We start from the raw sequence: 13,465 nt of genomic DNA on the forward strand, positions 1-13,465 counted from the left end.
CCCAAATTGCGGGGATTGATATTGCAGTGTTTTGAGATTTACTTTTCCGGGTTAAATCCTTGCTTAATCTTCTCAATGCGCTCTTGATGTTTATGGTGTGCGTTAAGCGCTGCTACAGCAAACGCACCAACAATTGCGACGATGGGAATTAACAATGATAAAACTTCTGGTTGTAATAACTGACTAAACCACTCCATCGGTACTCTCCTAAAATCAGCTGTATATTCGCGTTAGCCTATTCGCTAACTATTCTTCAAAATAGGTGCCCCAGCCGTCATAGTCAACATTACACTGCTGAGCTAATTGCACCATTTTTTGGGTTTCGTCTAAAATTAGTTCACTGTCTAAGTATTGCTCGGTAATTATGTCAAAGGCAAATACTTTTTCACCTGTTTCTAATTCTGCTTCTTCTGGCTCTTCTACTTCTAGTCCCATCTTAAACGCGGCAATGGCTGCTTTTTCCAATAGATTAAAGTCAGCAGACGAGAAATGATGCTCTATGGTGTGATACACCTCATCGTTACTACCGTCTTCGAGTAGTTCATTCACCAAAGACTCTGTGTACTCGGTCCAATGGCTTAGCTCTTCATTTGTCATCTTATTTACCTTTACTCTTTACATTGTTCGACGGTAATTCGGTGCCCGCTTCTAAACTTAGTGCTTGGATTCTTTCCAGCATAGACGTTCTTACGCGATCAGCCATAGCGCGAATATTTGTTTTATCTTCTTCTGTGAAGTGCACTGGTGGCATAAATTCAATAATCATTTTGCCATTATTCCAACGGTTAAGCTTTACCACGCCGTGGGTATTACTAGCGCAAATAGGCACGATTGGCGCATCAGCTTGTAATGCGGTGCGAAAAGCGCCCGTTTTAAACGGTAATAAACCGCGCCCGTAGCTACGTGTACCTTCGGGAAACAGCCATACAGACAAGCCCTTCTCTTTCATTTTATCGGCACTTGAAGCAATGGTATTGATTGCTTTGCCCGTATTTTTACGGTCGATTAGGATGTTGCCAGTTAGCCAGTACATCTGACCAAAAAACGGGATCCATTTAAGGCTTTTTTTACCAATACTCACAGTATTAGGCTGAACCGCACCGCTTAATGTATAAATGTCGTAAGTATTCTGGTGATTACAGACATAGACAACGGGCTCATGCTTGCTGACATCATAAGGTAGCCTTACTTCGACATCTAAACCGATAACTTTTGACAACTTGCCAAGGAGTTGTGCCGCATGACAAACATTATTACGGTGAAATGGTCGTAACAAACTAAATATGCAGGCATAAATAGAAATCGCCATTAACGCGATTGCTAAGATGATAATTCGTACTACTGCTAACAAGTGATTGCCCCAATCTGATCTAACAAAATGCAAGGGGCGCAAGTATACATGGATTTAGGTGAATGTTTAATCGGTAGTACACAATATTGCTAGCCTAACTCGCGAGTAAGTCACATCAAGTTAACTGAGGAGGGAGCTCTTGGGGTAGCGAGAGCTGAAAGTAATATCAAGCGAGCTGCAACACAACGCTTAACAGCTCGCCCTGAAATATTAGCTAGTTTACTGGTTCAGTTAGCGCTTTATTTGTATCTCTCTAAATTTCATATAGAGTAGCTTAATACGCTCATATTCAAATGCAGAGCCTGTTTGGTAATATTTGAATGGCACATTAGCACGCCCGTTAACACTGCGCAGAGCATCCAAAAACAGTTCTTCTTCACTGGTTAAATCTAACTCTTTAACTAGCTCTCGATAGCCAAGCGTGTCAACAGCTAGCCCAGTAGCGTCCCTCATTGACGATGGCCCAAGTAAAGGTAAGACCAAGTATGGCCCAGAACCTACGCCCCAGTAGCCAAGGGTTTGGCCAAAGTCTTCATTTTGCTCTTTTAAGCCTACTGGTGAAGCGACATCAAACAAACCAACCAGCCCAATGGTTGAATTGAGTGCAAACCGGCCAAAAGATGTAGCAGCCACATCAAATTTCAATTGCAAAAGAGCGTTAGCCAGCGTTGGTAACTCGCCTAAATTACTGAAAAAGTTACTGACACCTTTTTCAACGGGATCTGGCGTAATCGCTTTGTATCCAGAAACAATAGGCAGCAGCACGTATTCATCCGCTTTGGCATTAAAGTAATACATGCGACGGTTAAATCCTTCAAATGGATCGGCATAACGCTCAAATAACGAATGTTGCTTGATGTCGTCAGCGATTTTTACACGCGGCGGTTCGGTATTTTCGGCCAGTTGAGGCTTTGCTGAGCAAGCTGATAGCAACAGGGTGATGATTACCAATGCAGTATGCTGAAAGTTTAGTGTTTTACGCTTCATAGGGTGCTAGCTCCAACAAATTGGCCACGCATATATTCAACAAAACTGTGACGATCCATATTTCCGCAATGACCACCACGTTCAAAGATTTGGGCGCGTGCTCCAAATACCTCTCGTAAATAGTCCACTTCACCTTCCGCTAGAATGATATCGTCTTGGTTTGTCACCACAGTGACTTTTTCCGCCGATTTTAAGTAGTCTTCAATTGCCACTAAACTCAAGCGCTCAATCATGTCGTCACGAGTAACGTTTGGCTCTAACTTCTGTGTCCAAGGCAACATATGGCGATCAAAGTATCGGGTAAAGGTAATGTCGTCAGCACGATGCATTGAGTGCGTAATGCTTTCAAATTTGCTGATGTCATGATTTTTATAGATTAATGCACCAATATTGTAGGTTGCATCAATCGCAAACATCATATCTGCTGAAGACATGCGAAATGATGCGCCAATAAGTAACTTCAGCTCTTGTTCAGTCATCTTGGCACCAGCAAATAGCGAATAAATGCTTTCCTGTGAAAGCTCAGATGATTCTTGCAATGCATATTGCTCTGCTAAGCGATCGAAGATACGGTCAACCATGGCGACCGCCGCTGGGCGGTTGTACTCCAAGTCCAAATAGCCATCTAGTATTTGCACTGAATTGTATAGACTAACTGGCGGGTTAATGAGTACAACCTTTTCAAAATTAAAAACTTTAGCCTCTTCATCTAATTGAGAAATAAAAGCGGAGTGTGCTCCGCCCAAACTGTAACCCGTTAACGAGAAACTCGTCGCCTCAACGTTGTGACTCGATTGCAGTTGCTCATAAATTGCCGACATCTTGGCATATAACGACTTAGCATCTTTGGCTAAATCGCCAACCATATCGTCGCGAGTTGTCGCATTAATTATGTAGTTCGGATAAGTTGGTGACGACAATGAAACAACATGGTAACCCTGACTAAACAGCGTTTTTTGCAGTGTCTTCATTTTTGGGCTGTCATGAGCCGCGCCAGTACCAGCAATAACAAAGGCTAAAGGTGCTGAGTTAGGCTGCTGATTTAGCGTGTAGGCTAACTTTTGATTAAACCAAAAGACTTCAGGGATTTGTTCAACGGGACGAAATTCAAGTGTTAAGGTTTCACTGGGAATCGTTTTTGGCAGTTCTGCTGCGACTTCTTGGCAATACCCAGTCACCGTTGACTGGAACTTGGTATAAGGTAGATCACAAACCTTAGTTTCTTGATTCGCTGCCGCTTGTTGTTCAGGCTGCGTGGCAGTATGGCTGCAAGCTGTTATTGTAAACAACAAAGCTAGCCCTATTAAATTCCGCACATATCCTCCTTTTAGTAACGCTTTTGAACGTAACACAATATTGCTCATTCAATTAGACGATATTGTGACACAGAATCAGTAAATTGCCTCATATACCAAAAGATTTTCTTTTTTATCAAACAAGTAAAAAGCATGACTTAAAAAGCACTCACGCACTCCAAAATAGCAACTATACTCGTTTATATAACCATAATAACGATAAATCAGCGGCACCTGCCCGCTCAGCATTCAACTTTTACTTACCTTACACATATTGGTGAGTTGCGAGCTGGAATGGCATTAGTTAAAAAGCAATGAGTTGGAAGGTGATAAGTTGGAAGGTGATAAGTTGCCCAACATAAGTTACTTAGGTTAAGTGAACCACGTTAACGCAAAAAATACCGCTGAAAAAATTATCGCAAAAAAGTTACCAAATATAATGGTTTTCTACACTAGATGACCCACGTTCGGCAGTTGAAGTACCAAGGGGATTTCATGGTTAAGCATTTGTTTATTGCGGCACTGTTGATGTGTTATTGCACCATTGTCTACAAAGCAGTGGCGTTCGAGCATAGCCAACAAACTCATCAGGGTTTAGTTACTCAACAAAGTGCTCCTAATCCATCAAGTGGTAGTTTATTTGTTGAGCCTTCACTTATTGATAGTGGTTCGCCTGAAACCTCTGCACAACAAACCATTCAAGAGACACCAAAGTCACAGCGCACATTCAATACTGAAGTAAGTTGGCTACAGCACAACGAAATATTCGCAGCACAAGCGCTCCAAGCCGTAACAAATAATAAAGGAAGTGTTGAGAGTGAACCCAATATCGCCACTGATGCACAATTTTTATCGCCAGCAATTACGCAATATTCATTGATGCAGTTTTCTACTCAGCCACTTGCCTTAACACCACAAACTGCTGAACTGGCAAAAGACAATGCCTATTTGCAAACAAGCTATGTGGTCGCTTCCTACCAAGCACTAGACATTGCTTTGTCAGCCAAAATTGAGCAACTAGATACAACCGTTGCCACGTCATTCTACGGCCCCGTTCCCAACTTGTTTGAAACACAAAACCTTATCGGCACTGACATTACCAGTGCAACATTTGGCATTATCGGTAACTATCAACTCACACCAAATTGGTCTATTGTGGGTGCAATTACTGCGACATCAGTTGCCGAAGATACAAAGCTTTCAACATTGGATGCCGACGCACTTGCTCATATGGCTCTTATCGGCGCAAGCTATTCCTTCTAAATATATTGTCAGCTAGTGAACGAAGCTTAAGGCGAACGACTTAAAGAAGTGAAATAAGAGGCTATTTTAATCAATGCTAACGCTAACTTTTTCACAGTTAACTGAAATCACTTTTACTCATCTGAAAACTGTGCCTTGACCTCAAGTACCTGAGGCATACAAGCCAAAAACTCTGGCACAAGCGCTGGGTCAAAATGTTTACCGGCTTGTTCATTCAAAAAAGTAATAACCTCTTCGTCTGACCAGGCTTTTTTATATGGACGTGTTGAAGTCAGGGCATCAAAGACATCAGCAATAGCAACAATGCGACCACTTAACGGTATTTCCTCACCTTTCAAACCGTTAGGGTAACCACTACCATCCCATTTTTCATGGTGGGTTAAAGCGACTTCCCGAGCTAGCGAGAGTAGCTCTGAATCATGGTTACCTAAAATGTCGGCACCGTATTCAACGTGCTTTTGCATAATTCGCCACTCATCTTCATTTAACCGACCTTCTTTGAGCAAGACATGATCAGGAATGCCGATTTTGCCAATATCATGCATGGGTGCGGCATAAAACAATAACTCTACCCATTCGGGCGCTGCGCCAATTCGCTCTGCTAAGAAACGTGCATAGTAGCTCATGCGAATAACATGCATACCTGTTTCATTGTCTTTGTATTCAGCAGCACGCCCTAAACGTTTGATGATTTCATGGCGTGTTTCTTCTATCTCCTCAGTTCGCTGCTTAACTTGCGCAGCTAATTCCCGCTGCTGATCATAAAGAGCCAAATGGGTGCGAATTCGCGCCAACACAATTGGCATACTCACTGGCTTAGTAATGTAATCAACAGCGCCTAATTCAAAACCTCTACGCTCGTCTTCAGCTTCACTTTTGGCAGTCACGAATATCACTGGAATATCGCGCGTAATAGGATTGGCTTTCAATTGTTCACAGACTTGATAGCCGTCCATTTCAGGCATCATAATATCGAGCAAAATGAGATCAGGCTTTTGCTTGCCGCCTGCAATTCTTAACGCTAGCTTGCCTGATACTGACGCTTTGACCTTATATTGAGGTCTTAGAATACCGCTCAAGACATCAATATTGTCAGGGTTGTCATCAACCACCAAAATGGTTTGTAAATCAGTATCGGCCATTACACTACCTTAGGTAAATCCTTCTATTTTTATAATATGAGTTCGTTAATAGACTTTTTTGTTCAAAATTAATTCAATTTATTAGCTCGGCATTCGTACACAAGATAAACCCCGTATGGCTTTTGCATCATTACTTTTGAAAACGAACAGCTAGTCCAGCCGTTAGCAATACTAATACATTAATGCCTTATTTTCATAGAGTTACCTTACTACACAAGCGAAGATTCGCTTTGCTAATTGCGAGGGTTGGTATCAATGAAAAATTGGCTACTCTGGTATTTAGCCACAAATGCGCTTAACCCTGGGTAGTCCCGGTACGTTTTCAGCTCTCTAAACTCTGCCCAATCCAGCAAACAATAAAGGCAAATGGTTGGGTAGTGACTGTGATCAAATGCACCGTTTAGCACTTCTTGATCCAGTACTTGATAAATATCGGCTATTCGTTCACGCTGAATTGCATAGAACATATTATCAGCGTTGATATCGATGCCTGAGCGTATTGAAATCAGCTGCGTCACCAAAGAGTCATTGGCGGCATCAATTAAGGTAAGTAAATTTTCTTGTGACCAAGAGAAAGCGCGAATTCCAGCCTTATTCATAATATAGCGGGCAATAACACGTGAGTCGTAAATAGTTTGCTCGTCGTCTACAAGTGCAGGAACTTTAAGTACCGGATTCTTTTCTTTGAGTTGTTCACGCCCTTCAGGAGAAAAAATATCAAGACTATCAAGCTGGCATTCAAGCCCATACTGCATACAAAGTGCACGAATTCGACGGACGTAAGGAGAAGTAGAAGAACCGAGAAGCTGCATAATTACCGTGCCGTTATCACTGAGACTAACTATTAGCCTACTGCATAACTGATAATTAGCAATCGCTCTGTCTTAATTTAAACAAAGGGAACTAACGTAGCGAGAGTTAACCGAGCAAGAATTGACTGAGCAGGAATTAATACTAAGTAACTTGGCTAGCACTTTTTCTAATTAAGGATATAAAAAAGGAGCACCGCAGTGCTCCTTTTTCTTTGGTATTTATTATTCAATCAATATGATTAGAATAATTCGTCTTCAATATCGAATAACACTTCGCTTGATTGACGAGCGGTTTCGATCAATGACAAACGACGCGGTAACAAGCGAGCGAAGAAGTAGCGTGCTGTTTTGATCTTGCTTTGATAGAAGTCATCACCACTGTCTACTTTTGCTAATGCCGCTTTAGCTTGCAGTGCCCACGTGTAAGCCATTGCTGTGTAACCAAACACGTGTAAGTAATCATTTGCTGCTGTACCTAAGATATTAATATCGTTTTGGCTTTGCTCGATAAGGTGAGCAGTTAACGACTCTAAGTCACCTAAGGCTTCAGCTAGTGGTGCAACGAACTCTTGCAATTCAGCTTGTGAATTTTCAGCAACAAAAGCTTTCACTTCTTCAGCAAATGGTTGGAACAATGCACCTTTAGAGGCCACAACTTTACGCGCTAACAAATCCATTGCTTGAACACCGTTAGTACCTTCGTAAATCTGTGTGATTCGCGTATCACGAACTAGTTGTTCTTGACCCCATTCACGAATGAAACCATGACCACCGAATACTTGTTGACCTGTAACCGTTGATTCTAAACCTAAATCAGTAAAGAAGGCTTTAGCAATTGGTGTTAATAAAGCGACTAAAGACTCACTTGTCTTCTGTGCATCACCTTCACCGTAGGCAGAAATATCAAGCTTCATCGAAATGTATGAAGCAAGTGCACGCGAACCTTCAGTTAATGCTTTCATGTTCAATAACATGCGGCGAACGTCGCCGTGAACCATGATTGAATCAGCTGGTTGCTCTGGAGATTTTGCACCGGTTAATGCACGGCCTTGTAAACGCTCTTTTGCGTATTCAACAGCATTTTGGTAGCTGCGCTCAGCAGCGGCCATACCTTGAATACCAACGCCAATACGCTCGTAGTTCATCATAGTGAACATACATGCCAAGCCCTTGTTGATTTCACCAACTAAGAAGCCTTGTGCGTCGTCAAAGTTCATCACACAGGTCGCTGAACCGTGAATACCCATTTTGTGCTCAATTGAGCCACAGCTAACGCCGTTTGGCTCAGCTAAGCTGCCATCGTCGTTAACATTAATTTTTGGTACTAGGAATAAAGAAATACCACGTGGGCCAGCTGGCGCGTCTGGTAATTTAGCTAGTACTAAATGAACAATGTTTTCTGCTAAATCATGCTCACCTGCCGTGATAAAGATTTTGTTACCTGTGATGCGGTAGCTACCATCTTCTTGCGGAATAGCTTTGGTGCGAATCATACCTAAGTCAGTACCAGAATGTGCTTCAGTTAAACACATGGAACCAGTCCAATCACCGGCGTACATTCTTGTTAGGTATTTTTCTTTTAATTCTTCGCTACCGTGCTTGGCTAATGACAACGCCGCACCAGCAGTTAATGTCGGGTATAAAGAGAAAGAGATATCACCTGAGCACAACATTTCTTCATGAAGGCCAGTGATCATTTTCGGCATGCCCATACCACCGTATGCTGGGTCGCCGCCTAGTGCTGTCCAACCACCTTCAACGTAAGTTTGGAACGCTTCTTTGTAGCCAGTTGCAGTGGTCACTTTACCACTGTCAAAGCTTACGCCTTCTTCGTCACCAACACGAAGTAAAGGTGCAACTTCTTGCTCAGCAATTTTTGCACACTCTTGTAAGATGGCGTCCGCAGTATCGCGGTCTACGGTTTCAGCAAGCGCTGGCAATGATTGCCAAAGCTGATCCGCTTTTAACACATCATACAAAATAAAACTCATGTCTTTTAACGGTACTTGATATTCAGCCACGGTAAACCTCGGTAATATTAAACAGGCAATTTAAACACGCGTTTAAATATAGTAAATTCACGCTGAATGTAAAGTAAAACCGCAAAAAATAGTGCTTTTAAGCATCAACTTAAAATTCGCTGGATTTCGCGGTATAGTCCACAAAGCCAGTAATTTTCAATTTTGGAACTGCTCTTTGAAAAAGATTTTATGTCTTTTAATTACTTACCTCAGCATTGTTGCAAGCTCAGCGTTTGCCGAACAACTGCGCTTTAGTAAATCTGATGCTGGCGATGGTTATGAGTTTAGCTATCAGTGGGTCGACTATGCTCAGCAAACTCAAAACATGCGCTTTACCCTTCCAAAAAAAGCGCTATTTTCAAAGTTTCGTAAGTTTCGTGCTTACAACCCAGATTTCGCAGTAAAGCATGTGCAGCGAGAAGTACGTAAGTACCTTAAGCAAAACCCATTATCAGGTATTAACATTAGCTATGGTAATGAACTCAGCGACATCAGTATCTCAGGGCGTAACCCAAGCGATGTTGCTAACGCAAGCCGAGAAATTCGAGCGCAAGAAACAGCCATTTTTAACGATTACTTAGCGAGCCAGTTTTATCATCAATTTACGGACCACCAAAATTCGCCTGGCATTAAACCGGATCACGTTCGCATTGCTCAAGAATCTGTTGCCATGCTCGCCTCCACCAAATCTGTGATCTTAGACATCGTGAATGTTAAAAATATCCGTTTGGTGACTAATTATGTGCTTGGTTTTGTGCAAAACATTCCTTACTCGCCACTCGAGTCACGATTAACATCTTCTGGTGCAGGCTTTAATGTGCCAGCGAAAGTGTTGTGGGAGAACCAAGGGGATTGTGATAGTAAAATGACATTAACCATTGCCATGTTGCGGGCATTAATGCCGCGTATAAAAATGGTGATGATTTATATCGACCAGCATGCTTTTATTGGTCTTGAAGTATTACCCGAACCAGGTGATGTCACCATAGTGCATCAGGGCAGAACCTTTTTATTGGGCGATCCAACAGGACCACGCTTAATGCCGCTAGGCCAATTATCTTTTGAGTCAGAACAAGCAATTCGCGCCAAACACTATACTGCCGAGATATTTGACTAATCTACCGCGCTAAACTGCATGACTTTTATAATACTCTGGCAAAGATCTTCCGCACTTACCGGCTTAGCAATATGTAAGTTCATTCCCGCAGCTAAGCTTGCGCTTTTATCTTCAGAGCTTGCGTGTGCCGTCATCGCAATTATGGGTAAGTCTTTGAACTTATCTTGCTCGCGTATCTTTCTTGCGGCCGTCAAGCCATCCATTTCAGGCATTTGAATGTCCATCAACACCACATCGAAATGTGATTGCGCTAAACACTCAAGCGCAACGCGACCATTTTCAGCAACAACAACCTCTGCCCCCATTGAGGCCAATAATTCTTGGGCAACCATTTGATTTACTAGGTTATCTTCAACAAGCAATACCAAAACGCCAGCTAGTGTGCCCGCTAAAGGTGCATTCGCTGGTCGCTCGCTCTCTGCGCTCGGTAAACCAATTACCTCAGGCTGTTCTGCTCCTGCATTAACTTGAATTAGCTCAGGAGCATCGGTCACGACAGCCTCTTTGGGCGTATGTTCGAGTACTTGCTCAGTATCAGTGGCCGCTACTTTTTCGTGCTGCAAATGATGATTTATCTTAGCTAAGGTGTGACGATATAGCGGACTATCAAACAATAAGTAAGATGAACTTAAGCTGGATAATTGATTCGCAATCGACGGTGAGATATTGGCCATAATTGGCTGGCATAGACCAATAAGCGCAATGTTTTCACATGCCTGCTCAATCGCCACCAGGTTATCATTAGCCGAGGCATGCTGTGCCTTATCATCAGTACTAACTAAGACAACTGCCCTACCGCCTAGCTTAAGCACTTGTAATTGCACTAAGCTTTCAACGAAATAGTACTGCCAATGATAGCTAGCAATAGCTTGTTGCATAGACTCAGGCAATTCAAAACCCAAACTAATAATGCTGATATCTGAACAAACCTTTTCTGTGCTCGGTGCAGCCAGTCGCAACGGGATTACAAAGCTAAACTCGCTGCCTTGCTCGGGCGTAGAACTGACCTTAATTTGCCCGCCAAACAACTCAATGATTTGTTGACTAATTGATAGCCCAAGGCCAGATCCCCCGTATTCTCGCGTCATTGATTCATCTGCTTGCACAAACGCATCAAACAATCGAGCTTGTTTGTCTAAAGGAATACCTATGCCAGTATCTGTCACGGCAAACTTGAGCAGTACATTTTGCTCATCTTTGCCCGCAACGGTGACACTGAGTGCAACCGAGCCTTGATGTGTAAATTTGATAGCATTGTTAATCAGGTTGGTCAGTACCTGAGTTAGGCGCATTTCATCAACGATAACTTGAGCAGGTACATCAGCATCTATGTCAACAGCAAGCGTTAGTGCCTTTTGATGTGCCGCTAGTGTGTTAAGCTGTAAAACACGATCAACAATGTCATCAAAGTGCGCTGGTTCAAGGTTCAACCTGAGCTTGCCCGCTTCAATTTTGGCTAAATCTAAAAGTTCATCGATTAAGTGCAGTAAGGAAGAAGAGGCACTTTGTGCATTGGTCAAGTATTGCTGTTGGAACGCACTCAAGCGAGTGTTTGATAACAGCGCAATCATACCTTGAATTGCATTTATTGGCGTACGGATTTCATGACTCATGTTAGCCAAAAACTGACTTTTCGCCTGACTCGCTTGTTCTGCTTGCTCTTTGGCTGTTTGTAACGTTGATTGCACCGCGGTTTGTACCGAAACATCCCGTAAAATAGCAATTGAACCTAACGGTTGGCCTGCTTCATTAAAATAGCGGGTACAGAAAATCTCATAGGTGTCACCGCTTGTTTCAATCAGATCTTGATAACCAATGCGGCTTTCTTGTTCCGGTAGTTCACTGAAGTTTTTCAATGCTTCTTGAACCGGTGGTAATAACAAGTTGTGAATATTCTTGCCAAGGAGCTCTGTTTCTCGGCTGCCGATATAGTGCTCGAAAGCTTTGTTACAGCCCGTTAGCAGATGCTGATCGTCGTAAAATATAATAAATTCAGGAATGCCATTAATCACTGAGCGCAGCAATACATAAGCCCTTTTTTGCTCTTCACTACGCTCAATTAAGGCTTGTGTTTTCTCGGCTACACGCGAGTCCAGTGCAGCGTTTTGCTGCTTTAATTGCAATAATAAACTACTGTTTTCACCGAATATATTTTCGACTAAACGAAACCATGGCAACCATTCTTTTGTTGGTTTTACCTTACCTGGGCTACCCTGTGCACAATGCTCAATATGACTGATAAACTCTGTTGCAGGCTTAATAAAGGTTTTGCGTGTCATGACATAAACTAGAGCTAGGAACGCCACTAAGCCGCAGTTAAACATGGTAATGTTAAAAGTGATACGATTTTTCACTTGTCCAGTAAAATCATCATACGCTTGATATTGAATTAAGCTCCAACCGTTTACCGCTAAATAATGCTTTTGCAGCAACCAACCACGATAAACCATATCTCCTTTAAAACTCATCAAATTCACTTGAGGTAAGGTCTGTAAGCTGTCTGGGACGATATCACGCCATGTGCTATTGGCAGTCATCTCTCTTTGATCTGAGGCTCGATGAACAAGCGCACTACCAACGCGATTAATCAACACATAACCTTGCCGCTCACCTTTCAGTGTTGGAAGCTTTTGCTGCAAGCTGGCAAGGTCAACATCAATAACAATCGCGCCTTTAAAGTTACCATCAAGAAATACCCCAGTGCCGATTGCCGCTTTTAGTCCTTGACCCGCAGCATCTTGATAAGGCTCTGACCAGAAAAATGGCTCACCGGCTAAATTTTGCTGCCGCACTTGCCAAACAAAAGTTTCATTAAGCATGTGATCAGAGTAGCGCCACGCTTGATGACCAATCCAAGGAAAAATACTGACAAAACGGTTCAAGGATAGGTAATAAAACCAAGTCGCATCAGGGTTATTATGGCTTGCAGTGACAAACCCCGGCGTTAATGCATTTGCCATCGCCAGCTCTTGCCACATGGCTTGATCAAAGCCACTAATTTGGCCTCGCCCTGTGATATTGCCGCGCAAGCGTTTGCGTTTTGTTAGCTCATCACGTGATGGGCTGTTTAGAAAATAACTATCCCCTTGCTGGACAAGCTCAGGCTGGTTTGTGAAAAGCTCTTCTGGGTGGTCTAGGTAATATTGTGCAAATTGCTTCAAGCCAAGCAAACTTTGCTGGCTTTGCTCAAGGCTGTGATTAAGAATTTTGGCTTGTTCAGCAAGTTCCTGCTGATTATGTTCAAGGCGATGTTCTAGCTCGTGATAATAGCGATATACACCGACAGCAATGGCAAATAATGACAATAAAACAAACAGCACAAATACCGCTAGGTTATAGCGACTAAACAAATTTACTTGTGGGATGTTTCGGTTCACTGAGCTGTCTTTACGATGCAAATCAATATCTTTGGCAGTATATACGTAACTCAGCTATGGCGCACAGCAAATACTAATGTAGAGTGTGTAAAACTCATAA

11 protein-coding genes are annotated in these 13,465 nt (G+C 42.6%); 2 read left to right on the forward strand and 9 right to left on the reverse strand.

Features of this window, described 5'->3' with window-relative positions; genetic code table 11:
* Positions 1-38 precede the first annotated feature (38 nt).
* From DXX92_RS19110 to DXX92_RS16200, 5 genes are all read right to left on the reverse strand, one after another.
* Positions 39-197, reverse strand: a complete 159-nt coding sequence (locus tag DXX92_RS19110; RefSeq protein WP_181901565.1) for a hypothetical protein — start codon at positions 195-197, stop codon at positions 39-41.
* A 49-nt stretch (positions 198-246) separates the two neighbouring features.
* A complete protein-coding gene (gene rraB / locus DXX92_RS16185; protein ID WP_116001541.1) occupies positions 247-597 on the reverse strand; it encodes a ribonuclease E inhibitor RraB in 351 nt (116 codons plus the stop codon).
* A 1-nt stretch (position 598) separates the two neighbouring features.
* Complete coding sequence (locus tag DXX92_RS16190; protein ID WP_116002476.1) at positions 599-1,351, reverse strand: 1-acylglycerol-3-phosphate O-acyltransferase; 753 nt, start codon at positions 1,349-1,351, stop codon at positions 599-601.
* A 231-nt stretch (positions 1,352-1,582) separates the two neighbouring features.
* Positions 1,583-2,338, reverse strand: coding sequence for an MlaA family lipoprotein (locus DXX92_RS16195; protein ID WP_116001543.1), 756 nt, complete (start codon positions 2,336-2,338; stop codon positions 1,583-1,585).
* Entirely contained in the window at positions 2,335-3,654 is a 1,320-nt protein-coding gene (locus DXX92_RS16200; RefSeq protein WP_147301978.1) for an alpha/beta hydrolase, read from the reverse strand. The genes DXX92_RS16195 and DXX92_RS16200 overlap by 4 nt, the downstream gene beginning before the upstream one ends.
* A gap of 474 nt (positions 3,655-4,128) precedes the next feature.
* On the opposite strand from DXX92_RS16200, the gene DXX92_RS16205 reads away from it, so the two are divergent.
* Positions 4,129-4,896, forward strand: a complete 768-nt coding sequence (locus DXX92_RS16205) for a hypothetical protein (protein ID WP_116001547.1) — start codon at positions 4,129-4,131, stop codon at positions 4,894-4,896.
* Positions 4,897-5,009: 113 nt separating this feature from the next.
* On the opposite strand, the gene DXX92_RS16210 is transcribed toward DXX92_RS16205, so the two are convergent.
* From DXX92_RS16210 to DXX92_RS16220, 3 genes are all read right to left on the reverse strand, one after another.
* Positions 5,010-6,038: an HD-GYP domain-containing protein gene (locus DXX92_RS16210; protein WP_116001549.1), complete on the reverse strand. Its 1,029-nt coding sequence runs from the start codon at positions 6,036-6,038 to the stop codon at positions 5,010-5,012.
* 233 nt (positions 6,039-6,271) lie between these two features.
* Positions 6,272-6,850, reverse strand: coding sequence for a glutathione S-transferase family protein (locus DXX92_RS16215; RefSeq protein WP_116001551.1), 579 nt, complete (start codon positions 6,848-6,850; stop codon positions 6,272-6,274).
* Between the two features lie 239 nt (positions 6,851-7,089).
* Positions 7,090-8,871 (reverse strand): acyl-CoA dehydrogenase C-terminal domain-containing protein, encoded by a 1,782-nt coding sequence (locus DXX92_RS16220; RefSeq protein ID WP_116001553.1) that lies wholly within the window; start codon positions 8,869-8,871, stop codon positions 7,090-7,092.
* A 175-nt stretch (positions 8,872-9,046) separates the two neighbouring features.
* Here DXX92_RS16220 and DXX92_RS16225 point away from each other — a divergent pair, with 175 nt between their 5' ends.
* Positions 9,047-9,988, forward strand: a complete 942-nt coding sequence (locus tag DXX92_RS16225; RefSeq protein WP_245961504.1) for a hypothetical protein — start codon at positions 9,047-9,049, stop codon at positions 9,986-9,988.
* Here the strand turns inward: DXX92_RS16225 and DXX92_RS16230 are convergent.
* Positions 9,985-13,365 (reverse strand): ATP-binding protein, encoded by a 3,381-nt coding sequence (locus tag DXX92_RS16230; RefSeq protein ID WP_147301979.1) that lies wholly within the window; start codon positions 13,363-13,365, stop codon positions 9,985-9,987. The genes DXX92_RS16225 and DXX92_RS16230 overlap by 4 nt on opposite strands.
* Between the last annotated feature and the right edge of the window lie 100 nt (positions 13,366-13,465).

It is taken from the genome of Thalassotalea euphylliae (genome assembly GCF_003390395.1).
In the GTDB taxonomy this organism is placed as follows: domain Bacteria; phylum Pseudomonadota; class Gammaproteobacteria; order Enterobacterales; family Alteromonadaceae; genus Thalassotalea_F; species Thalassotalea_F euphylliae_C.

Bases quoted from the DNA above. Each gene is read 5' to 3' on its own strand.
- DXX92_RS16215 (WP_116001551.1), bottom strand. From the start codon at position 6,850: ATGCAGCTTCTCGGTTCTTCTACTTCTCCTTACGTCCGTCGAATTCGT.
- rraB (WP_116001541.1), bottom strand. From the start codon at position 597: ATGACAAATGAAGAGCTAAGCCATTGGACCGAGTACACAGAGTCTTTG.
- DXX92_RS16210 (WP_116001549.1), bottom strand. From the start codon at position 6,038: ATGGCCGATACTGATTTACAAACCATTTTGGTGGTTGATGACAACCCT.
- DXX92_RS16195 (WP_116001543.1), bottom strand. From the start codon at position 2,338: ATGAAGCGTAAAACACTAAACTTTCAGCATACTGCATTGGTAATCATC.
- DXX92_RS19110 (WP_181901565.1), bottom strand. From the start codon at position 197: ATGGAGTGGTTTAGTCAGTTATTACAACCAGAAGTTTTATCATTGTTA.
- DXX92_RS16205 (WP_116001547.1), top strand. From the start codon at position 4,129: ATGGTTAAGCATTTGTTTATTGCGGCACTGTTGATGTGTTATTGCACC.